21 protein-coding genes, 1 tRNA gene and 1 pseudogene are annotated in these 21,811 nt (G+C 66.2%); 16 read left to right on the top strand and 7 right to left on the bottom strand.

The annotated features are described in order from the left end of the window. The 4 genes and pseudogenes from ACTIIH_RS10110 to ACTIIH_RS10095 form a co-directional block, all read left to right on the top strand. A pseudogene (locus ACTIIH_RS10110) lies at positions 1-180 on the top strand (lysophospholipid acyltransferase family protein); the annotation flags it as partial. Continuing rightward, the gene (locus tag ACTIIH_RS10105) at positions 177-1,190 is read left to right on the top strand and encodes an NAD(P)H-dependent glycerol-3-phosphate dehydrogenase (protein WP_441451638.1); all 1,014 of its coding nucleotides are present in this window, start codon (positions 177-179) and stop codon (positions 1,188-1,190) included. The pseudogene ACTIIH_RS10110 and the gene ACTIIH_RS10105, both read left to right, overlap by 4 nt. 45 nt (positions 1,191-1,235) lie before the next feature. After that, the gene (locus tag ACTIIH_RS10100; protein ID WP_025777345.1) at positions 1,236-1,769 is read left to right on the top strand and encodes a YbhB/YbcL family Raf kinase inhibitor-like protein; all 534 of its coding nucleotides are present in this window, start codon (positions 1,236-1,238) and stop codon (positions 1,767-1,769) included. Positions 1,770-1,860: 91 nt separating this feature from the next. Beyond that, positions 1,861-2,976, top strand: coding sequence for a D-alanine--D-alanine ligase family protein (locus ACTIIH_RS10095; RefSeq protein WP_441451637.1), 1,116 nt, complete (start codon positions 1,861-1,863; stop codon positions 2,974-2,976). 46 nt (positions 2,977-3,022) lie between these two features. Here the strand turns inward: ACTIIH_RS10095 and ACTIIH_RS10090 are convergent, their stop codons facing one another. Then, on the bottom strand, positions 3,023-3,547 hold the full coding sequence (locus ACTIIH_RS10090) for a DUF3515 domain-containing protein (RefSeq protein WP_441451636.1): 525 nt from the start codon (positions 3,545-3,547) through the stop codon (positions 3,023-3,025). A gap of 32 nt (positions 3,548-3,579) precedes the next feature. On the opposite strand from ACTIIH_RS10090, the gene thiL reads away from it, so the two are divergent. From thiL to rsmD, 4 genes are read left to right on the top strand one after another with little or no spacing between them, the layout of a single operon-like run. Next, positions 3,580-4,614: a thiamine-phosphate kinase gene (gene thiL / locus ACTIIH_RS10085; protein ID WP_441451635.1), complete on the top strand. Its 1,035-nt coding sequence runs from the start codon at positions 3,580-3,582 to the stop codon at positions 4,612-4,614. A gap of 1 nt (position 4,615) precedes the next feature. Beyond that, positions 4,616-6,235 carry a DAK2 domain-containing protein gene (locus tag ACTIIH_RS10080; RefSeq protein ID WP_441451634.1) on the top strand — a complete coding sequence of 540 codons (1,620 nt, stop codon included), beginning with the start codon at positions 4,616-4,618 and terminating at the stop codon, positions 6,233-6,235. Further along, on the top strand, positions 6,232-8,379 hold the full coding sequence (locus ACTIIH_RS10075) for an ATP-dependent DNA helicase RecG (protein WP_441451633.1): 2,148 nt from the start codon (positions 6,232-6,234) through the stop codon (positions 8,377-8,379). Before ACTIIH_RS10080 ends, ACTIIH_RS10075 begins: the two co-directional genes overlap by 4 nt. A gap of 10 nt (positions 8,380-8,389) precedes the next feature. Then, positions 8,390-8,992, top strand: a complete 603-nt coding sequence (gene rsmD / locus ACTIIH_RS10070; protein ID WP_101595115.1) for a 16S rRNA (guanine(966)-N(2))-methyltransferase RsmD — start codon at positions 8,390-8,392, stop codon at positions 8,990-8,992. A gap of 13 nt (positions 8,993-9,005) precedes the next feature. Here rsmD and ehuA read toward each other — a convergent pair whose 3' ends face one another. Genes ehuA through ehuB form a run of 4 tightly spaced genes read right to left on the bottom strand, consistent with a single transcriptional unit; the run spans position 9,006 to position 12,101 of the window. Further along, a complete protein-coding gene (ehuA, locus tag ACTIIH_RS10065; RefSeq protein WP_051505038.1) occupies positions 9,006-9,812 on the bottom strand; it encodes an ectoine/hydroxyectoine ABC transporter ATP-binding protein EhuA in 807 nt (268 codons plus the stop codon). Next, positions 9,799-10,458, bottom strand: coding sequence for an ectoine/hydroxyectoine ABC transporter permease subunit EhuD (gene ehuD / locus ACTIIH_RS10060; protein WP_025777337.1), 660 nt, complete (start codon positions 10,456-10,458; stop codon positions 9,799-9,801). Before ehuD ends, ehuA begins: the two co-directional genes overlap by 14 nt. After that, positions 10,455-11,201, bottom strand: coding sequence for an ectoine/hydroxyectoine ABC transporter permease subunit EhuC (gene ehuC / locus ACTIIH_RS10055; RefSeq protein WP_441451632.1), 747 nt, complete (start codon positions 11,199-11,201; stop codon positions 10,455-10,457). The genes ehuD and ehuC overlap by 4 nt, the downstream gene beginning before the upstream one ends. A gap of 21 nt (positions 11,202-11,222) precedes the next feature. Continuing rightward, a complete protein-coding gene (ehuB, locus tag ACTIIH_RS10050; RefSeq protein WP_101553657.1) occupies positions 11,223-12,101 on the bottom strand; it encodes an ectoine/hydroxyectoine ABC transporter substrate-binding protein EhuB in 879 nt (292 codons plus the stop codon). A 116-nt stretch (positions 12,102-12,217) separates the two neighbouring features. Between ehuB and ACTIIH_RS10045 the strand changes: the two genes are divergently transcribed. The 7 genes from ACTIIH_RS10045 to mutM all read left to right on the top strand — a co-directional run bounded on the left by ACTIIH_RS10045 (position 12,218) and on the right by mutM (position 17,238). Then, positions 12,218-12,991, top strand: coding sequence for a GntR family transcriptional regulator (locus ACTIIH_RS10045; protein ID WP_101595160.1), 774 nt, complete (start codon positions 12,218-12,220; stop codon positions 12,989-12,991). After that, positions 12,988-13,494: a pantetheine-phosphate adenylyltransferase gene (gene coaD / locus ACTIIH_RS10040; RefSeq protein ID WP_101595118.1), complete on the top strand. Its 507-nt coding sequence runs from the start codon at positions 12,988-12,990 to the stop codon at positions 13,492-13,494. Before ACTIIH_RS10045 ends, coaD begins: the two co-directional genes overlap by 4 nt. 3 nt (positions 13,495-13,497) lie before the next feature. Next, entirely contained in the window at positions 13,498-14,685 is a 1,188-nt protein-coding gene (locus tag ACTIIH_RS10035; protein WP_101595121.1) for an MFS transporter, read from the top strand. Positions 14,686-14,759: 74 nt separating this feature from the next. Beyond that, positions 14,760-15,323 (top strand): YceD family protein, encoded by a 564-nt coding sequence (locus tag ACTIIH_RS10030; RefSeq protein WP_441451631.1) that lies wholly within the window; start codon positions 14,760-14,762, stop codon positions 15,321-15,323. A 2-nt stretch (positions 15,324-15,325) separates the two neighbouring features. Next, entirely contained in the window at positions 15,326-15,529 is a 204-nt protein-coding gene (gene rpmF, locus ACTIIH_RS10025) for a 50S ribosomal protein L32 (protein ID WP_025777330.1), read from the top strand. Between the two features lie 4 nt (positions 15,530-15,533). Next, entirely contained in the window at positions 15,534-16,238 is a 705-nt protein-coding gene (gene rnc / locus ACTIIH_RS10020; protein WP_441451630.1) for a ribonuclease III, read from the top strand. Between the two features lie 61 nt (positions 16,239-16,299). Then, entirely contained in the window at positions 16,300-17,238 is a 939-nt protein-coding gene (gene mutM, locus ACTIIH_RS10015) for a bifunctional DNA-formamidopyrimidine glycosylase/DNA-(apurinic or apyrimidinic site) lyase (protein ID WP_101553660.1), read from the top strand. Positions 17,239-17,378: 140 nt separating this feature from the next. On the opposite strand, the gene ACTIIH_RS10010 is transcribed toward mutM, so the two are convergent. Both ACTIIH_RS10010 and ACTIIH_RS10005 read right to left on the bottom strand, forming a co-directional pair. Continuing rightward, positions 17,379-17,876 carry a hypothetical protein gene (locus tag ACTIIH_RS10010; protein ID WP_101553661.1) on the bottom strand — a complete coding sequence of 166 codons (498 nt, stop codon included), beginning with the start codon at positions 17,874-17,876 and terminating at the stop codon, positions 17,379-17,381. A 55-nt stretch (positions 17,877-17,931) separates the two neighbouring features. Continuing rightward, positions 17,932-18,004: transfer RNA gene (locus tag ACTIIH_RS10005), tRNA-Asn, on the bottom strand. Positions 18,005-18,091: 87 nt separating this feature from the next. Here ACTIIH_RS10005 and smc point away from each other — a divergent pair. Continuing rightward, positions 18,092-21,640: a chromosome segregation protein SMC gene (gene smc, locus ACTIIH_RS10000; protein WP_441451629.1), complete on the top strand. Its 3,549-nt coding sequence runs from the start codon at positions 18,092-18,094 to the stop codon at positions 21,638-21,640. The last annotated feature ends 171 nt before the right edge of the window (positions 21,641-21,811 follow it).

Here is a 21,811-nt window from a genome sequence, read left to right as displayed (position 1 = left end):
GACTCGGTCGTCGCCTTCGGTCCCGCCATCGACTATTCGGATCTGTGGGATCGCCGGGATGAGAAGAAGACGATGGGCGAGCTCTCCCAACGGGTGAGGAACACCGTGGCGGCGATGGTGGCCGAACTGTCCGAACGCGAACTGCCGCAGCGTTTCACAGCTGAGGAGTCCGGCGAATGAGCGTCGACAAGATCACCGTTCTCGGAGCCGGATCGTGGGGAACCACCTACGCCGCGGTCATCGCCGACGCCGGTTTCGCCGTCACCCTGTGGGCTCGCCGCCCCGAGGTCGCCGAGGAGATCAACACCTCCCATACGAATGAGCGCTACCTCGGCGATCGGGACCTGCCCGAGCTGCTGAGCGCCACCGATGACGACATCGCCGCCGTCACCGATGCCGAGGTCATCGTCCTCGCCGTCCCCGCCCAGACCCTGCGGGAGAACCTCACCCGGTGGAAGCCGCATCTGCGTGAGGGCGTGAAGCTCGTGAGCCTGATGAAGGGCATCGAAGTCGACACCGGCAAACGCATGTCCGAGGTCATCGCCGAGGTCGCCGAGGTCGAACAATCCCAGATCGCCGTCGTCTCCGGACCCAATCTGGCGCGTGAGATCGCCGACCGGCAGCCCACCGCCACCGTCGTCGCGTCCTCCGACATCACCACCGCCGAGGTGGTCGCGGAGATCAGCGCGAACGCGTACTTCCGCCCGTATACGAACACCGACGTCGTCGGCGTCGAGATCGGCGGAGCGATCAAGAACATCATCGCCCTGTCCGTGGGCATCGCCGACGGACAGAAGCTCGGCGACAACTCGAAGGCGTCGATCATCACCCGCGGGCTCGCCGAAACCTCTCGCCTGGCTGCGGCCATGGGCGCCGAGGCGCACACTCTGTCCGGGCTCGCCGGACTCGGCGACCTCGTGGCCACCTGCGCCTCTCCCCTGTCACGCAACCGCACCTTCGGGCGCCACCTCGGTGAGGGGATGAGCCTCGAGGACGTCATCGCCCACACCTCACAGACAGCCGAGGGTGTGAAATCCGCCCCCGCCGTCCTCGCCCTGGGCCGACGCAACGGCGTCGACCTGCCCATCACCGAGGCGGTCTGCGCAGTGCTGAACGGACAGCTGCAGGTTGACGAACTCGCCGGATTGCTGTTGTCTCGGAAACGTAAGCACGAAGGACCGCCAGCCTGAGGCGAAGCCCGTCTCAGGCCGATCGCTGGACAATTAGGAGCACCCATGAGCGCCAACTCACCGTTCTTCAACCTTCCCGAACTTCCGACCTTCACGCTGACCAGCACCGACATCGACGACGGTGGAGTGCTCAGCGGCCCCCAGCTCTCCGGCGCCATGGGCGTGCCCGGCGGTGAGGACGTCTCCCCGCAGCTGTCGTGGTCCGGTTTCCCGGCAGAGACCAAGGCCTTCGCCGTGACCTGCTATGACCCCGACGCTCCGACGGGGTCGGGCTTCTGGCACTGGGTCGTCACGGACCTCGACGCCTCGGTGACGAGCCTGGAGGCCAATGCCGGCGATCCGGCCGCCGATCTCCTGCCCGGCGGAGCCGTGACCCTGCGCAACGATGCCGGCGAACCCCGCTTCGTCGGTGCCGCCCCGCCGCAGGGCCACGGACCGCACCGTTACTTCTTCATCGTCACCGCTCTGGCCGAACCGCTGGGCATCGACGAATCCGCGTCACCTGCCTTCGCCGGCTTCAACATGTTCTTCAAGGGCATCGGCCGCGCGTGGCTGGAATGCACGTTCGAGGTCAAGTGAGCTAGAGTCTTTCAGTCCGCGCACACCTGACCCGCTGTGCGCACCCCGTGCCCGGTCCCAGTGCGCGGGAGTACCAGTTCAAAGGAAACTCATGGCAGACAACGATCACCGGCCCCGTGTCGCAATCCTCTTCGGAGGCCGTTCGAGTGAGCACTCCGTCAGCTGCGTCACCGCGGCCGGAGTGATCGGTGCCATCGACTCCCAGGCCTTCGACGTCCTGCCGATCGGCATCACGAAGACCGGCGTGTGGCGGGTCGTCGACGACTGGGCGAGCATGCGCTTCGATCCCGACGCCATGCCCGAAGTCACGGACAACGGCACCGAGGTGATCCCTCCGGTCTCCGCCGACGGGGCGCCTCTGCTGCACCGGGATGCCGAGGGCACCTGCACCGAACTGGGTGCGGTCGACGTGTTCTTCCCGCTCCTGCACGGACGCTTCGGTGAGGACGGAACCCTGCAGGGACTGTTCGAACTCAGCGACACCGCATTCGTCGGCTCCGGAGTGTTCTCCTCCGCCGCGAGCATGGACAAACACTTCACGAAGTCGCTCATGGCTCAGGCCGGAATCCCGACCTGCCCGTGGGAACTCGTGACCGAGACGATGTGGGCCGCAGACCGCGCCGAGGCGGAGAACCGAGTGGCCGGGCTCGGCCTGCCCGTCTTCGTCAAACCCGCCCGCGCCGGATCGTCCATGGGAGTCAGCCGGGTCGCCGAAGCCGCCGACCTCGAAGCCGCCCTGCTCGGTGCGTTCGAACACGACTCCAAGGTCATCGTCGAACCCGAGGTCAGCGGCCGTGAGGTCGAATGCGCCGTGCTCGGTTCCCTCTATGACACGGACCTGCGCGTGTCCGCACCGGGCGAGATCCGCGTGAGCGGAGATCATTCCTTCTACGACTTCGACGCCAAGTACCTCGACCTCGCCGCCGCCGAGGTCACCTGTCCGGCCGACCTCGACGAGACGGTGACGGCCCGGGTTCAGGATCTGGCCGCCTCGGTATTCCGCCTCTTCGACTGCACCGGACTCGCCCGCGTCGACACGTTCGTCACGGACACCGGAGACGTCGTCATCAACGAACTCAACACCCTGCCCGGGTTCACCCCCACCTCGGCGTACCCGTTCATGTGGGCGCAGTCGGGACTCGACTACTCCGAACTCATCGGCGAACTCATCTCGATCGCCCTGATCGACCACTCCCGCGCGAAGTGAGACGGGGCGCCATATGCGGCGCAATCGCGTCCGCGGCGGGCGGGCTCTAGTCGGTGATGTCCTCCGCGCCGACGCATTCGTGCTCCGGCGGGATCTTCGACAGTGTCGGTGAGATCGCGGCGAGCACATCATTGCCGGACTCGGCCTTGCGGTTGACGAGCACCTCGACGGCCGGTGTGCGACCGTAGCTGGTGAACCTCCACGTCGAATCGTCGTCGTCCACCGGTTTCGAGATCCAGTCGACCCCGGACACGCTCACGCACTGATCGGTCGTCGGGCCGGGAGGAGTGACTCCGCAGCGCAGCACCGCGACATTGGGATCTCCCCACGCCTTCGTGCCCTGCGAGGAGGTCGTGCGAGCCTTCTCACCCGAGATCTCATCGGGCAGGGTGAGCATGATGTCGGCACACTTCGGATTCGCCGCGTCCTCGGCGGGTTCGACGATGACGGTCCGCGAACACCCGGTGACTGCCAGACCGGTGAGCACCGTGGCCAGCGCGACGACGGTGAGAGAACGGCGACGGTGCGCGGGCCGGGAGCTGCGGCGCGTCGAAGCAGAGCGAGATCTCATAGGACTACCGTATCGCCCGATAACCTGGAGCCATGACCCGACTGTCCGAACTTGGCGAATCACACATCATCTCCCGCGTGCTCACCCGCAATCCCAGCAGCGCACAGGTGATCGTCGGACCCGGAGACGATGCGGCCGTGACCGCACCGGACGGTCAGCTCGTCTCGACGGCGGACATGCTCGTGGAGAACGAGGACTTCACCCGTGAGTGGTTGGACTGGGGGCAGCTCGGAGTCAAGGCAGCGGCCCAGAACCTCGCCGACGTCTGCGCCATGGGCGCGACCCCGCACGGACTGCTCGTGTCCCTGGCCGTTCCCGATGACACGGACATCGCCTGCCTCGAAGCCCTGTACTCCGGTCTCATCGACGAAGCGGCACGAGCGGGGACGGCTTTGGACTGCACCGTGCCGATCATCGGCGGGGACCTGTCCTCGTCGAGCCTCATCGTCATCGCCATCACCGCGCTCGGGACGGTGGAGAAAGGCCACGAGATCCTGCGCTCCGGTGCCCGGCCCGGAGACGCGCTCTTTCTGGCCGGGACCGTCGGGCGAGCGGCCGCCGGTCTCGATCTGCTCTTCGCCGGAGCGCGACGCGACACCGTCGGACCTGAGCTGCGATCACTCATTGAGACCCAACTGGCGCCACGGCCCGACTACGGAGCACTGGCCACGATCGGCGCCTCGGCGATGATCGACGTCTCCGACGGACTCAGCCTCGACCTCGTCCGGGTGGCGACCGCCTCGGGGGTGGGAATCGACCTCGAGTCGACCCTGCTCCGCGAGCTCATCGACCCGCTGCTGCCGGCGGCCGAATTCGTGCTCGAGGCCCGAACGGCGAGTGGGACAGGCGATGCGAACGGTACGACCGGTACGGCCACGACGGCGGAGGACCTGGCACTGTCCTGGGTCCTCGACGGGGGAGAAGACCACGGCTTCGCCGCGTCGGCGCCGTCGCGTCAGGACCCTGGAGTAGGCTGGCGGAGAATCGGAGCGATCCGCACCGGAGACGATGTCAGCCTCGACGGCACCCCCGTGCCGGCGAGCGGTTTCAGCCATTTCGGGAAGTGACATGAGCAACGCCATCAGCCTCAACGGTCGTCTGGCCGCGCGCTGGGCCCGCCGCGCGGTCGACCGGCTGCGCAAGGAGCGCACCGAGATCGACGAGCTCAACGTCTTCCCCGTCCCCGACGGCGACACGGGCACGAACATGTACCACACTCTGCGGGCCGCCTACCTCGCCGTCGAAGAGCTCACCGGCCCCGTCACCCTCCCACAGGTCGTCGCCGCACTCGCCGCCGGAGCCGGACGCGGCGCCCGCGGCAACTCCGGACTCATCCTCGCCGTCGCCCTGCAGGGAGTCGCCGATGCCCTGGCCGGAGTCACCGTCGCCACCGCCGACGCCATGGCCACCGCCCTGGAGACCGCCTCCGACCGGGCCCGGGCCGCCGTCGCCCGCCCCGTCGACGGCACCATGCTCACCGTGCTCGACGCCATGGCCACCGAGGCCCGCGAGCACGCCGACGACGGAGCCGAGCTGATCGACGTCATCGCGGCCGTGCGGGAACGCTCCCGGTCGGCCCTGCGGGAGACCACCGGACAGCTCACCGTGCTGCGCGAGGCCGAGGTCGTCGACGCCGGATCGACGGGAATCGTCGAACTCTTCGACCTCCTCTACGCCACCGTCACCGGTCGGACACCGCAGGATTCGATGCTCGCCGAGGTGGCCCGCCCACCGAAGATCATCCACGAAGCCACCGCGGATGAACTCGAGATCGTCGCCATCCTCGCTGATACCCCCACGGACTCGCTCGCCGAGGATCTCGACCGCCTCGGCGGGACCTCGATCGTCATCAACGCGGCCAAGGTCCACGTCCACGTCGCCGACGAGACGACCGCCGCGACCGTCATCGACCGCCTCGGCGAATATGGGATCGCCCGGCTCGATATGGAAGACCTGCGGATGCACGAGCAGGAAGGGGAGACGAAGCTCATCGCCCTGGTCAAGGGCACGGGGCTCCTCATGCACACTGCGCTCAACGGGGCCACGGCGCTGCCTCCGGAGGTGGGGGACCTGTTCGAGACGATGTCCGAACTCATCGCCGCCGAGGACCGGGAGGTCATCGTCATCCCCAGCTCCACCTCGGCGCTGAAGTCCCTGACCGGGCTGGGCGCGCATGTCGTGCGCTCCCGCAACGTCGGCACCCTGCTCTCGGCACTGGCCGTCTACGATCCCTTCGCTCCGGCGGGGGAGATCTTCGCGGATATGACCGAAGCCGCCGCGGGCACCAGAGTGGGCACGATCTATTCGGCCGATCAGCTCGCCTCCGACCCGCCGACCGGGATGCTGCCGGCCGTTGCCGAGGACGAAGGATCGACTGCGGTCGGCGTTCCGGGTGCTGGCGCGGGTGGGGGCACGGCTGTGGCGGCTCATCCGGCGCAGTTCTACCGGGTGTTCATCGAAGGCCGCGCGAAGACCCAGAGCACGGAGCTGCGGACCTTGGTCGAGAAGCTCGCCGATCGGCTGCTCGGGGCCGGTGGAGAGCTGCTCACCGTCGTTTACGGACCCGACTGCGCACCCGAGGTGCTCGACCATCTGCGGGACTGGATCCAGAAGTCACATGAGACCGTCCACTTCCAGGACATCGATGCCAGAGACTCCGGGGTGCTCGTGATCATGGGGGTCGAATGAGGACCCGGCTCGAAGACAACTTCCGGCCGGCCGATCGGAAGAACCTGGCCCAGCGCGGGGTGCATTCCGTCACCGACCTCTTCCGCTTCTTCCCTCGGCGCTACCTCGTGCCGGGGGAGCACACGGAGCTCGGAGATCTGCCGCTCGGTGAGACTGCGATCATCCAGGCCGAAGTCATCAAGGTCGACACGCGGCGGATGAAGCAGCGGAAAGGCACGATCACCGAAGTCATCGTCCATGACGGAACACAGTCGATGAAGATTGCGTTCTTCAACCAGCACTGGTTGGGGAAGGCGCTGAAGCCGGGACTGACCGTTGTCTTCGGCGGCAAGGTGGAATCGTTCCGCGGGCAGCTGACCCTGGCGTCTCCCGTGTGGCTCAACCGCACCGAGGATGATCATGAGTGGACTCCCGAGGACCTCAACTCGCCGTTCCCGATCTACCCGGCCGTGAAGAAGATCGCGCAGTCCCGGCTGTGGAGTTCGATCAAGACCCTGCTCACCGTCGCCGGTCCCGAGGAGTTCGAGGATCCGCTGCCGAAAGGACTGTGGGACGCTCACGAGCTGCCGGATCTGCGCACAGCTCTCGAGGACATGCATCGGCCGCGGACGATCGAGGACGTCGAGCGGGCCCGGCTGCGGTGGAAGTGGGAAGAAGCTCTCGCCCTGCAGACCGAATTCGCCGCCCGCAAGGCGAAGCTGGCTGACGAGAAGGCGACACCGCTGCTGACCCAAGGCGCGAAGAGCCGCCGCTTCGATGCAGACCTGCCCTTCACTCTCACCGCATCCCAGGTCAGGGTCGGTGAGGAGATCTCTGAGGACATGGCTGCGGACCGGCCGATGCACCGGCTCCTCCACGGTGATGTCGGTTCCGGTAAGACGCTTGTGGCGCTGCGGGCCATGCTCACCGCCGTCGACTCGGGTGCCCAGGCCGCCATGCTCGCCCCCACCGAGGTGCTCGCCACTCAGCATTTCCATTCGATTCAGACCTTCCTCGACGAGCAGATGGCGCTGTCTCCGCTGCTGTCCGATGATGATCAGGTGACAGTGGCGCTGATGACCGGGTCGATGCCGGCGAAAGAGCGTCGCGAACTCGCCCTCGACCTCGTCGCCGGCAACATCGACATCGTCGTCGGCACGCATGCGCTGCTGTCGGAGTCGACGATGTTCTCCGACCTCGGCCTCATCGTCGTCGACGAACAGCACCGGTTCGGTGTCGAGCAGCGGGAAGCGCTGCGGGCCAAGGGCGGGGACACGACGCCGCACACTCTCGTGATGTCGGCGACGCCGATCCCGCGCACCGTGGCGATGACGGTCTTCGCCGACCTCGATATCTCGACCTTGAAGGAGATGCCGGCCGGGCCGAAGGACATCGCCACTCATGTGGTGCCGATCGTCGACCAGCCTGCCTGGTACGTCCGGGTGCGTCAGCTCATGCGGCAGACCGCCGAGGCTGGGAAGGGAGTCTTCGTCGTCTTCCCGCGAATCGAACCGACGGACATCGAAGATCCGGAGTCCGGGGACGTCGTCGGACAGAAGCAGGGCATCGAGGACATCTCACGGAAGCTGTCTGAGACCCCGGAACTGGCTGGTCTGACGTTCGGTCTGCTGCACGGTCGGATGTCGACGGCGGAGAAGGACCGGGTGCTTGCGGACTTCGTCGGAGGCGATATCGACATCCTCGTCTCGACGACGGTCATCGAGGTCGGCGTCGACGTGGCGCGGGCGACGATGATGGTCATCATCGAAGCCGAGAACTTCGGCGTCGCACAGCTGCACCAGCTGCGCGGACGCGTCGGCCGTGACGGCAGCTCCGCCCTGTGCTTCCTGCTCACCGAGATGAGTGCTGAGGACGAGAGCTATGGGCGACTGCAGGCGGTGGCCGACACGCTCGACGGATTCGCCCTGGCCGAATACGACCTCGACTCCCGGGGCGAAGGCGATGTGCTCAGCGGCTCCCAATGGGGCGGATCCTCGCTGCGGCACCTTTCGATCCTCCGCGACTCCGAGATCGTGGCCGAAGCGAAGACGATCGCCGAACAGATCGTCGCCGTCGACCCCACCCTCGAGGCGGTGCCTGCGCTCAAGGCCTTCATCAGGCGCGTCCTGCCCGAGGACGACGCGCACTTCATCGAGGCAGGCTGAGGAGGCAGACATGAGAATCATCGCCGGAGCACACAAGGGCGCCAGACTCACCTCCCCGTCGGGGGCGAACACCCGACCGACGTCCGACCGGGTCAAGGAGTCCCTGTTCTCCATGCTCGACGGCTACGGGGTGGTGCCGGCCGCGAACGTCCTCGACCTCTTCGCCGGTTCCGGCGGGCTGGGCTTCGAAGCGATGTCGAGGGGTGCCGCACAGGTCGACTTCGTCGATTCCTCGCTCGCTTCGATCCGCTCGCTGCAGGCCAATGCCGACAAGCTCGGACTCGACCACTCCGCGACAGTCCACGCCGGGGACGTGCTCCAGTTCCTCGCCGGACTGCCCGGACCGGAGAATCCGGAGTCGCGGGTCTTCGACCTCGTGTTCATGGACCCGCCGTACCCGTTGGGGGAGGACGCTGTCACGCAGATCCTCAGGCGTCTGCGCACACACCTGGACATGGAGTCCATCGTCGTCGTCGAACGTGCTGCGCGCTCGCCGGAGCCGACGATGCCCGACGGGCTCGAAGTCTTCCGCGCGAAGACGTTCGGCGAGACCGCGATCCATTTCGTCCAGCTCGTCGGGGAGGCGGACGACGCGGCAGCTGCGGCGGACTAGAGCACGCTGGGGCTCAGAGCACGCTCGAGAGGAACTTGCGGGTGCGTTCGTGCTGCGGGTTGTTGAAGATCTGATCCGGCGGACCCTCTTCGAGCACCTGACCGCCGTCGAACATCATCACCCGGTGTGAGACGTCGCGGGCGAACTGCATCTCGTGGGTGACCAGCAGCATCGTGATATCCGTGGTCTCGGCGATATCGCGCAGCACTTCGAGCACGTCGCCGACGAGTTCCGGATCGAGCGCCGAGGTGACCTCGTCGAGGAGGAGGATCTCCGGGTTCATCGCCAGGGCCCGGGCGATCGCCACACGCTGCTGCTGACCGCCGGAGAGGCGAGTCGGGTGCGCCCCGGCTTTGTCGGCGAGGCCCACGCGTTCGAGCAGCTCCTTGGCTTCCTTGGTCGCGTCGGCCTTGGACTTGCCGAGCACGTGCACGGGGGCTTCGATGATGTTCTCGAGCACGGTCATGTTCGGGAACAGGTTGAACTGCTGGAAGACCATGCCGATGCGCGTGGTCATCTCGCGGGTGCGCTTCTTCGGCAGCTCGACCCGCTTGCCGTCGCGCTCTTCGAACGTCAGCGGCTGACCGTCGACGAAGATGTAGCCGCCGGTGAGCTCTTCGAGGGTCATCACCAGCCGCAGGATCGTCGTCTTGCCCGATCCGCTGGGTCCGATGAGGGTGACGCGCTCGCCGGGAGCCACCGTGAAGTTGAGGTTCTTGAGCACCGTGGTCGGCCCGAAGCTCTTCTCCACGTCAGTGAATTCGATCGCCGGTGTGCCGGTGTCGGTTGGTGTGGCTGGGGTGTTCTCAGTAGGTGGCAAGACGTCGATCCAATCTCTGAATGAGCAGTGAGGTCGGGTAGCTGGCGGCGAGGAAGATGATGCCGGCCAGCGTGAAGGCTTCCGTATAGGCGAAGGTCGAACCGCCGAATTCCTTCGCGGCCGTGACGAGCTCGACGACGGAGATCGCGAACAGGAACGGTGTGTCCTTGAACATCGCGACCGCGTAGTTGCCCAACGACGGGATCGTCGCCCGCAGCGCCTGCGGGAGCACGATCGCGGTGAACGTGCGCACCGGCGGCAGCGACAGGGCGGTGGCCGCTTCGAACTGTCCCGGCGGTACGGCATCGATCCCGGCTCGGTAGCTTTCGGACATGTAGGTCGAATAGTGGATGCCGATGACGATGAAGCCGACGACGAGAGCCGGGATGTCGACGAGACCCGGAATGTCCGAGAACCCGAAGTAGACGAACAGCAGCTGGACGACCAGCGGGGTGTTGCGGATGAACGCGACGATGAGACGGACGAGCCAGTTGATCCACCGCGGCAGTCCGCGGATGGCGACGGCGAGGATGAGTCCGAGGATCGCGGCGATGACGGTGCCGACGACGGTGGCGATGAGCGTGTTGACGAACCCACGCAGCAGGATCGGCAGTGCTTCGGCGGCGAATTCCCAGTTCCAGATCACAGGGTGCCTCCCTTCGCACGTGCGGCATCGGACCGGGCCGCACGCCGGGCGTCGCGGCGATCGGTCCGTGAGTTCGAGCGCCTGCGACCCAGCGCAGCTGTGGCCCTGCGTTCGAGGAAGTTCATGAATTCCTGGAGCAGCCAGGCCAGCACGAAGTAGATGAGGAGACCGATCGAGAAGGCGAACATCGTGTCACCGGTCGACTGGCGCAGCTGGCCGACCTTATCGGTGAGGTCGGAGAGAGTGATGAAGGAGACGACCGCCGTGCCCTTGAGAAGTTGGATGAGCAAGGTCGCGATCGAAGGGATCATGAGCGCCCAGGCCTGCGGGAAGATCACACGGATCATCCGGCGGGTGGGGGAGAGGCTGAGCGCGATCGCGGCCTCCCACTGCCCGGGGGCCACGGTCTTGATCGAGGACCGGACCACCTCGGCGGAATAGGCTCCGTAGTTGAGCGCCAGCGCGCCGATGCCACAGGCCATGGGGTCGAGGTCGGCGCCGAGGAGCGGCAGCACGTAGAACAGCCAGAACAGCTGGACGAGCAATGAGGTGCCGCGGAAGAATTCGACGATGATGCGCGCCGGGATGCGCAGCCAGGCACTCGGCGAGGTCATCGTCAGACCCAGGATGAGGGCGATGAGCACGGCCCCGATGCTGCCGAGAACCGTGAGGATGATGGTTGTCTGAACTCCCTCCCACAGCTGTGGGAGGAAGTTCAGCAACGTCGTGATGTTGTCGTTCATAGTGCTGGAGTTGGCGCCGACTCAGGAGTCAGCGGTGGGAAGTTCGCCCTTGCACAGCTGATCGGTCGTGATCGAACCGTCGGGGCGCTCCTCGGCCGTGAAGCCGTAGTCGCCGACGGCGTCGAGGTAGGCGTCCTCGTCGGAGATGATCTTGTCCAGACCCTTGTTCCACTCGTCGCGGAGTTCCTCGTCATCGGTGCGGAAGACCGTGGCACCGGCACCGACCTGCGGGACACCGTCGATCTCCTGGACGAAGGATTCGCTGACTTCGACACCGGCATCGGCGTTGTTCTTCGCCATCCAGTTGAGCGAGATGGCGGTCAGCGCAAAGACGTCGGCGCGACCGGTGGTCACGGCGTCCATACCGTCCTGCGGGGTGCCGACCTGCTGGGTCTCGATGCCGAGGTCTTTCGCATAGTCGGATTCGATGGCACCGGTCATGGTGGCGAGCTTGACGCCCTTGTCCTTGACGTCATCGAGGTTCTTCATGCCGTCGAGCTTGCCCTCCTTGGTCATGAGGGCAGTCGTGTACATGAACTCGGGATCGCCGAAGGCGGCCTGCTCGCAGCGGTCGGGCAGGATCGACATGCCGGCGGAGATCGCGTCGAAGCGATCGGCATTGAGGCCGGGGATGAGAGATCCGAATTCGGTGTTGACGCCTTCGACGTCGTCGACGCCGAGCTCCTTGAACACGGCCTTGGCCAGGGAGACGGAAGCTCCCTGGAGCTCACCGCCCTCTTCGAAGCTGTACGGGGCCTCACCGGCGAAGCCGACGGTGATCTTTCCGTCGTCGATGGCCTTCTGGAGAGTCGACTTGTCCGAGTCGCTTCCGCCGCAGGCACCCAGTGTGAGCGTCAGCGCGAGGATCGAAGTCGCGGCGGCCAGTCCTTTGAGTTTCATATGCTGTTCCTTCCTTGAACGTCGACACATCGAGGTGACGTGCGTCTCTTGGACAGTATTCAATACTCATGTTGTCCGAATGTCACACTGTCTGACAACGTTATATGATCGTGACCGTGACGAATCCTCCTACTTCCGAGCTGCCGGTGCTGCGCAAAGTGGTCCGGGCGTCGACGATCGACCTCATCGTCGACCAGATCCGCAACGCCATCTACTCCGGGTCACTCGAGCCCGGTCAGTCGATCAGCGAAGTGCGCACGGCCGAGCTGCTCGGGGTGTCGCGGCCGTCCCTGCGGGAGGCCCTGCAGCGTCTCATCAGCGAAGGCGTGATGACGCATGCTCCCGGACGAGGTGTGCATGTGAGGCGGATGCGCACCGCCGATATCGACGACATCTACGCCGTGCGCGAGGCGATCGAGTCGCAGGCGGTCAAGCTCGTCGTCAGGCAGGGTCGGTCCACGTCACGGATCGGCACGGCGCTGCGAGAGCTCGAGCACGCCATCGAGGACAACGTCGCGCGTACGATCGGCGACGCCGACCTCAACTTCCACTATGCGATCGTCGCGTCCTCCGGATCGGCGCGGCTGACCGACCTCATGAAGGTCTCGATGGTCCACACCCGACTGCTGTCGCTGTCCGAGAAGCGCGGCTACGAGGTTCGGTGCGATCTCATCGACAGCCACCGCAAGCTCGCCGAGGCGGTCGCCGCCGGTGACGAGCCCCGTTCCCTGGCCATCGTCGCGCGGATCATGGCCGAGGCCGCCTCCCGACTGCACGGATCCGATGACGGTTTCGACGCCCAAGTCGTCAGGGGCCACGACGATGAGACGCCCGCCGGCGACCAGTGGCTGCAGCTGCGTGAGCGGCCGAACGATACGATGAGGGCATGAAGGTCGTCTGCCCCGGTTCCTATGACCCGATCACCATGGGTCATCTCGATATCATCGCTCGCAGCTCTCGGATGTTCGAAGAGGTCGTCGTGGCGGTCGTCCACAATCCCTCGAAGTCCGGTCGCTTCGACCCGGAGGTCCGCGCGGACCTCATCCGTCGATCCCTGACCGAGGACGAACGCACTCGGGGCGCACAGAACATCACGATCGACCTCGTCTCCGGGGGCCTCCTCGTCGACTACTGCACGAGAATCGGCGCCCCCGCCGTCGTCAAGGGCCTGCGCTCGGGCACCGACTTCGCCTACGAACTGCCGATGGCGCTGATGAACAAGCATCTGTCCGAACTCGAGACGATCTTCGTCCCCGGTGATCCGAAGTTCGAACACGTCTCCTCCTCACTCATCAAGGAAGTCCACGGAGGCGGCGGGGACATCGAAGGCCTCGTCCCCACCTCTGTGCTCGACGCCCTGCGGGGAGACAACCCCGGCGACGGCGCTCGCTGAGGGATGGGCGCGGCGACTCCAGCCAACCGGGCGTGGTTTCCCGGTCTCGTCATCCATACCGTGCTCGCGCACGCCACCTACAACGGCGTCCGCGTCCTCATCTCCTACCGCACCCTCGAACTCGGCGGAACGGGGTTCGTCCTCGGCCTGATGACGGCCGTGTACTCCCTCGTCCCTCTGCTCACCGCTCTCCTCATCGGCCGCCTCGTCGACCGCGGGTACGCCACCGCGGTGCTGTGGACGGGCACCGTGCTGTCCGTCCTGCCCGTCGCGCTCGCGGCCATGGCACCCAACCTCGGTGTGCTGCTGGTCGCCACGATGAGCCTCGGCGTCGGACAGCTGCTGACCACGGTCGCCTCCCAAGCACTCATCCCGCAGAGCTTCCCGGCGGCCCAGATGACATCGAAGTTCGGCCACCTCACCCTCGGCGTCTCGATCGGGCAGACCATCGGACTGCCTCTGGCGGGAATGGTCGCCGATGCCACCTCGGGGGACACCGCGATCACGAACGCCCTGTGGTTCATGACCGCGGTCTCCGCGCTCACCCTCATCGCCGCCGTGATCGTCATGCTCCGCGGCAGGACTCCGCACGTCTCCCGAGCCGAGGCGGCCGAAGGGACGCAGACGCCGTGGGCGCTCCTGTCGATCAGGGGGATGAAACCGGCGATCTTCGCGTCCATGGCCACGCTCGCCGCCGTCGACCTGATGACCGCCTACCTGCCGCTCATCGGGCAGCAGAACGGACTGTCCGTGACCACGGTGACCTGGCTGCTCGCCCTGCGCACCCTGGCCTCGGTGGTCTCACGGCTCTTCATCGGAAGCCTCACGGCCAGGTGGCGGGACCTGTCTCTGCTGTGGACCGCCTCGGCGATGGCCGGCATCAGCGTCGTCCTCATCCCCGTGTTCAGCCAACCGTGGATGCTCGGGCTGCTGCTCGCGGTCGCGGGATTCTGCTTCGGACTCACCCAGCCGCTGACCATGTCGTGGGTGTCCGCGCTGGCCGATGCGAAGAATCGGGCCGCGGTGCTCTCGATCCGCCTGGCGGGCAACCGACTCAGCCAGGTCGCGATCCCCTCGGCCGCCTCGGCGCTGACGATCGTCGCCGGCTCCGGGGTCGTGTTCACGATGTCCGGAGCGCTGCTCCTCATCGCCGGGGCAGTGACCTGGCGCAATCATCACGAACGATGGTGACGAGGAACACCTGCACGGCCGATGAGCACCGATTGGTAATGACCGCTGACAATGATTAGAATGGTGAGTCGCGTGTGAACGCAGGAGCGACATCCTCAAACGCACCAGGAGGACAGGGCATGAAGAACAGATCTGAACTCGTCTATGATCTCAGATCCATGGGACTGCTCGGTCATCCGGGTGAGTGGGAACGGGTGAACACCACCTTGTCGGCTCCAGCGGATCTCAAGATCGAAGTGATCGGGGTTGGTCAAGGTTCACCACTGACGCTCGAGCTGATGTTCGAGAGTGTGTCGGAGGGGATCTACGTGTCGGGCACAGTCTCGGCGACGGCCCGCGGCGAAGACGCGAGGACGCTCGAACCCATCGAGCTGCCTATAGATGTGGACATCCAGGAGATGTACGTCTATGAGCAGGCCGAAGGGGACGAGGACTCCTACGTCATCGACCGGGATCAGCTCGACCTCGAGCCCGCGATCAGAGACGCCGTCGTGATGGCTCTGCCGTTCAATCCCTCGCGGGATGAGAGCGAGGAGTTCAGCTACACCCTGGGGGAGGACCTCGAGGTGGACGAGGACGAATCCGAATCGCCGTTCGCATCATTGAAGAATCTGTTGGAAGAGAAGAAAGAGAGCTAGACGTGGCTGTTCCGAAGCGTAAATTGTCGCGCAGCAACACCCGCCACCGTCGTTCGCAGTGGAAGGCCAAGGCTCCGAACCTGGTCAAGACTGTGGAGAACGGTCGCGTTGTGTACTCGCGCCCCCACCAGGCCAAGGTCGTCGAAGACGCAGCCGGCACCCCGCTGTACCTCGAGTACAAGGGCCGCAAGGTCGCTGACGTCTGAGACTGTGGACACAGACACCACAGCAGCACTGAAGAAGAGTCTCGGGATCGATATTGATCCCGAGACTTTTCATCTCGCGCTCACGCACCGCTCCTTCGCCTTCGAGGCCGGTGGCATCCCCACCAACGAGCGCCTCGAGTTCCTCGGCGACTCCGTTCTCGGCCTCGTCGCCACCGAGTCGCTGTTCTACGACAACCCGGACCTGCCCGAAGGCCAGCTGGCCAAAATGCGTTCGGCCGTCGTCAACACGCGCGCCCTCGCCTCGATCGCCCGCCGCCACGGCATCGGCGAGCACATTCTGCTGGGCAAGGGTGAGGAGCTGACCGGAGGCCGGAACAAGGACTCGATCCTCGCCGACACGGTCGAAGCGCTCATCGGCGCGACCTTCGTCTCCCGCGGACGCGAAGAGGCCTTCGCCTTCGTCCACCGCCTCATCGACGGCATGCTCGACGACGCGGTCAACCTCGGCGCGGGGATGGATTTCAAGACCACCCTGCAGGAAGCGGCCGCCGACCTCGACCTCGGTGCCGTGAGCTACGAGATCACCTCGGCCGGGCCCGACCATGCGATGGTGTTCACCGCCACCGCGATGCTCGGGGCGAACAACTGGGGCGCCGGCGACGGTTCGTCGAAGAAGGCCGCCGAAGCCGCGGCCGCCGAGGTGGCTGTCAAAGCCATCCGCACCATCTACCCGGACTACCGGCGCTGAGCCTCACCGTGGTCTCTTTGTGCGCTCACGGGCGCATGCCTGATCGAATCGAGGGTCACTGATGCCTGAGCTTCCCGAAGTCGAAAGTGTCCGTCGCGGCGTCGACGAATGGACGGCCGGGACCACGATCACCGGCGCCGAGGTGGCCGACCCCCGAATTCTGGGCACGACGTCCCAGCGGCGCATCGATCCGTCCGCGGTCTCCGGGTTCGCTTCGGCTGTGACCGGGGCACACATCCTCAAGGCCGAACGGCGCGGGAAGTTCATGTGGCTGAGCCTGGGGGAGGCGACTGCGCCTTCCTCGGAGACGGCGGGCCGGGACTCGGGGGCCTGCTCGCCGCTGACGCCCGAGCTCGGCATCCTCGTGCATCTGGGCATGAGCGGACAGCTGCGCATCCATTCGCCCGGCGAGGAGCTCCACCGGCACACGCGTGCGGTCCTGCGCCTCGACAGCGACCGCGAACTGCGCTTCGTCGACCAACGGATCTTCGGCCATATGGGCGTCCAACCCCTCGTCCACGGGTACGGGCGACTCGTCCCCGCCTCGGCGATCCATATCGCCCCCGATCCGCTCGAACCCGCGTTCGATCCGGAACGGGTCGTGGCGGAGCTTGCGAAGAAGCGCACGGCGATCAAGGCCGCGCTGCTCGACCAGACGCTGGTCAGCGGAATCGGAAACATCTACGCCGATGAGGCGCTGTTCCGGGCGGGAGTCCACCCCCTGGCAGTGCCGGCGCGGACACGGAAGAACCGCCTGACCGCGGTCATCGAATCCGCGACGACAGTGATGAGCGACGCCCTGGCCGTGGGCGGGACGAGCTTCGATGCTCTCTACGTCAACGTCAACGGCGAATCCGGCTACTTCGATCGCGCCCTGCTCGTCTACGGGCGCGGGGGACAGGAATGCGTGCGCTGCGGGACCGAGATCGTCAAGATCACCGTCGGCGGACGCGGAACCCACTACTGCCCCGTGTGCCAGAAGGTCCCGCGGTACCGGTAGGCGGGATGCCCCTCACCGCTGCTCGTATTTCCTCGCGTTCGTCGCGCTTCCTCCTGTCAGCACTCCATCAGTCACCGGCAGCGGCTGTCTGCACCGGTGCAGCGCGCTGACATGACGCTCCGGGTGCGCGATGCCTGCGATCAGCGGCCGGGGAGATCGGACTGCTGGGACATTCGTGCCAGATAAGCCTTGTGGCCGTCGATGAGGGCTCTCTGCGCCTCGCCGTGGTCGGGCGGGGTGAGCATGTTCGCGGGGTTCGTCGGAGACAACCACAGCGAGTCGACCTCGACGATCCGACCGTTCCTGAGACGCGCGGCCGCCGCCAGCCGCGGGCGTGAACCCGGGGCGGGGATGAGAATGCGGTCGAGATCCCGCCAGGCGATCCGATGAGGTCTGCCGGTGAAGCCGCACCAGATGAACTCCTCAGGAGTGATCTCCAACCGGGCGCGTGAACCCATGTGGAAATTCACCCACGCGCCGATGAGCAGGATGACCGGGCCGAAGAGGAAGATGAGGGCCACGGGGTCGCCGACGACGGCGATGACGATGAGGGTGATGAACGCGAGTATCGCCATGACGACCAGCATCCATCCGACGAACTTCGAGATGTTCCCCTCGCGTCTGATAACCGTATTCATCCGATCAGGTTCTGCCTCTCCGAAGGCCCCGTCGGTGACGACGGGGCCTTTTATGCTCCCCCGGCTGGGCTCGAACCAGCGACCCTTCGATTAACAGTCGAATGCTCTGCCAACTGAGCTACGGAGGAAAACGGCGCAGTCGCCTGCGCACGATGAGAAACTCTACCAAAAGATTCCGGATCTCGCCGCCGCCTGCAGATATGCTGGTGCCCAATATGCATCTCAAAAGCCTGACACTGCGGGGATTCAAGTCCTTCGCCTCGGCGACGACCCTTCGATTCGAGCCGGGAATCACCTGCGTCGTCGGCCCCAACGGCTCGGGCAAGTCCAACGTCGTCGACGCCCTGTCCTGGGTGATGGGCGAGCAGGGTGCGAAGAATCTGCGCGGCGGAAAGATGGACGACGTCATCTTCGCCGGAACCTCGAAACGTCAGGCTCTGGGCCGCGCCGAGGTGACCCTGACCATCGACAACACCGACGGAGCCATCCCCGTCGACTACACCGAAGTGACCATCTCGCGGACCCTGTTCCGCACCGGCGGATCCGAATACGCCGTCAACGGAGCGCCGGCGAGGCTGCTCGACATCCAAGAGCTGCTCAACGACTCCGGCCTGGGCAAGGAGATGCACGTCATCGTCGGTCAGGGCCGCCTCGACGCGATCCTCCATGCCGACCCGCTGGAGAGGCGCAGCTTCATCGAAGAGGCCGCCGGGGTGCTCAAGCACCGACGTCGTAAGGACAAAGCGGTCCGCAAACTCACCGGACTGCAGACGAACCTCGACCGGCTCACCGATCTGCGCACCGAACTCAACCGGCAGTTAGGGCCCTTGGGACGGCAGGCCGAAGCCGCAGCGAAGGCCGCGACCGTGCAGGCGACGCTGCGTGACGCCACCGCCAGACTGCTCGCTGACGATGCTGTGCGGATGCAGTCTTCCCTGGCCTCGACGAGCGAGGGCGAAGACCACAGCGACCGCATCGCCGAACTCGACCATCGACGCACTCGCACCGAGGCGCGCCTGGCGGAGATCGAAGCTCGGCTGTCTGAGCTCGACAGCGAACTCGAAGTCCAGCGCACCGCCGAATCGCGGACGCAGACGCAGGTCGTGCGTGCTCAGGGGCTGAGCCAACGTGCCGCGGACAAGCGTTCCCACCTGCTCTCGGAGGTTACGAGCCTGGGACAGAGGGAAGCGAAGTCACCCGAAGAGCTGCGCGAACAGGCCGAACGGTTCCGCGGTGAGCTGGGCGACGCCGAGGCGGCCGTGACCGAGAAGACGACCGCACTCGAGGCCAGCCAGCAGCGGAAAGAAGAGCTCACCCAGGCTCTGCGCACCGCCGAAGACGAGGTCAGGGCCGCACAGATCGCCATCACCGAAGCGGTGAAGAACCGGTCGGCGCTGCAGTCGAAGCAGACGCAGGCGGCCGAGCGGATCACCGACCTCAAGTCCCGGATCGAAGCCAACCGCGCAGAGATCGACACCGTCACCGCCCGCATCGCCGAACGTGAGAGGGAACTCGAAGCGGCCGAGACCGGTGTCGAGGACGTCGAAGCCGGTGAGACCGAACTCGACTCCGCCTACGAGGCGGCGCAGGAGAGCCTCGAGAAGCTGGAGACCGAACGCACTGAGCTGCAGGAACAGCGGGCGAAGGTCGCGTCCGAATTGTCCTCGGCGAAGGCCCGTGCGGAAGCCCTGGCCTTGGGCACCGCCCTGGAGGCCGACCTCGAAGACATCGTCAACGCGAACTTGCCGGGAGTGCACACGGCCGTGACCGAACGGCTGAGCGTCGACCACGGATTCGAGATGGCCGCGGCAGCGGCCCTGTCGACGACGGTCTCCGGTGTCATCGTCGATGACAGCGACGTGGCGCTGGCAGTGCTCGACCACCTCGGCGAGGACACGAACGTGTCACTGACGATCCCCGCCGGAGTCGAACCAGCAGCAGGGAAGGGCGGTGGGACCACCCTTGACGCACTGCCGACCCTGCCCGCGCTGCCTGCGGTGGAAGGCCTGCGATGGCTCTCCGATGTCGTCGACAGCGACGTCCCCGAACTGCGTGCTCTGCTGGCCCGGGCGCTGCACGGTGTCGTCTGCGTCCCCGATGCGCGCACCGGAATCGAACTGACCGCGGCCCGGCCCGAACTCACCGCTGTCACCGTCCACGGTGAAGTGCTCACCGCGACCCGCATCAGCCGGGCCCGCACCGCCTCGGGCACACGGCTGGCCTCACAGACCGCGCTCGAGGACACCCATTCCCTCATCGCCGAACTCGACGACCGGGCGAGGAAGCTCGACGCCTCCTTGAGGGAACTCGAACCGCGCCTGACCGCAGCACGTGATGAATCAGCCGCAGCCCTCGACGCTCTTCACTCCTCGGATGCGAAGATCATGGCCGCCGCCGAGGAGGTCTCGCGCATCACCGGTGATATCGGTGTGGCCCGCACTCGCCTGCAGCGCGCGCAGGAGAACGCGACCGAACTCGAATCCCGCCTGGCAGCCGCAGAACGCGACTCCCAATCGGCCGCGGCGGCACTGGCGTCCGCCGCCGAGGTCGACGAAGTCGTCGACACCGCGGCCCGGGACGAGCTCAGCGCCCAGGTCGCCCAGGCCGCCGACGACCTCGTCGAAGCCCGTATCAGCCACCGATCGGCCGCCGACCGGGCCCGGTTCCTCAGCGACCGGGTCGACTCCCTCCTGCGAGCGGCGAAGGCCGAAGAGGCGGCGCGGGAGCAGACGCAGCGCGCGATCGCGAAGAAGAAGCGCGCGGCCGCCTCGGTGCAGCTCATCGCCGAGACGGCGGCCGACGCCGCGGAGCTGGCCACCTCCACGGTGGCCGAACTCGGTGAGGCGATCCAGGTCCTCGTCGACGAACGCGGCGGTCTGCGCGAAGAGAAGGGCCGCCTCGGCGAGGAATTGGGGTCGACGCGAACCCAGCTGCAGAAGCTCAAGGACGCCGCCGCCGAGGCGGAACTGGCGAAGGAGCGATTCAGGCTGAAGCTCGAGGAGATCGCGCACCGATCGGAGGAGGAGACGGGGCTGGGAATCGACCGCCTCATCGACGAATTCGGGCCGCATCTGCCCGTTCCGTCGTTCGGGGAGGACGTCGAGGACCGGCCGTATGTGCGCGCCGAAGTGGAGAAGCGGCAGAAGCAGGCGGCGTCGCAGCTCAAGCGCATCGGCACGGTCAATCCGCTCGCGCTCGAGGAGTATGAGGCGCTGAAGGAACGGCATCAGTTCCTCGAGAAGCAGATCGCGGACATCGAATCCTCGCGCAAGGACCTCATGCAGCTCGTCGAGGAGGTCGACCGGCACGTCGAACGCGTCTTCGCCGACGCCTATGCGGATACGGCGCGGGAGTTCGAGGACATCTTCTCCCGCCTCTTCCCCGGTGGTGAGGGCGCACTGAGCCTGACCGATCCGAACGATATGCTCACCACCGGCGTCGACGTCCACGCCCGCCCGGCCGGCAAGAAGGTCAAACGCCTGTCTCTGCTCTCCGGCGGCGAGCGGTCGCTGGTCGCCGTGGCCATGCTGGTAGCGATCTTCAAGGCCCGGCCGAGTCCGTTCTACGTCATGGACGAGGTCGAAGCGGCCCTCGACGATCTCAACCTCTCGCGCCTGCTCACGGTGTTCAAGGAGCTCCAGGACTCCTCGCAGCTCATCGTCATCACCCACCAGAAGCGGACCATGGAGATCGCCGATGCCCTCTACGGAGTGACGATGCACGGCGATGGGGTGTCGAAGGTCATATCGCAGCGGATTCCGTGAACCACGGCACCCGGTCTGCCCGCCGCGCCCGAGGTGACGGGCCCGCGGTGAGGACACAAGGCCGTTTGACGGTGACGTCCAGGACAGTCCCAGCGAATTTTGCAACTGCCGTATGGCGGGCGAGCACAATTGTCGTCGCCGGGGACTATAGACTTGGGCCGAGACACAGGT

The organism is Brevibacterium sp. (assembly GCF_052105255.1).
In the GTDB taxonomy this organism is placed as follows: domain Bacteria; phylum Actinomycetota; class Actinomycetes; order Actinomycetales; family Brevibacteriaceae; genus Brevibacterium; species Brevibacterium linens_B.
The sequence above is the reverse complement of the archived record's forward strand: the minus strand, read 5'-3'. Positions and strand labels throughout refer to the sequence as shown.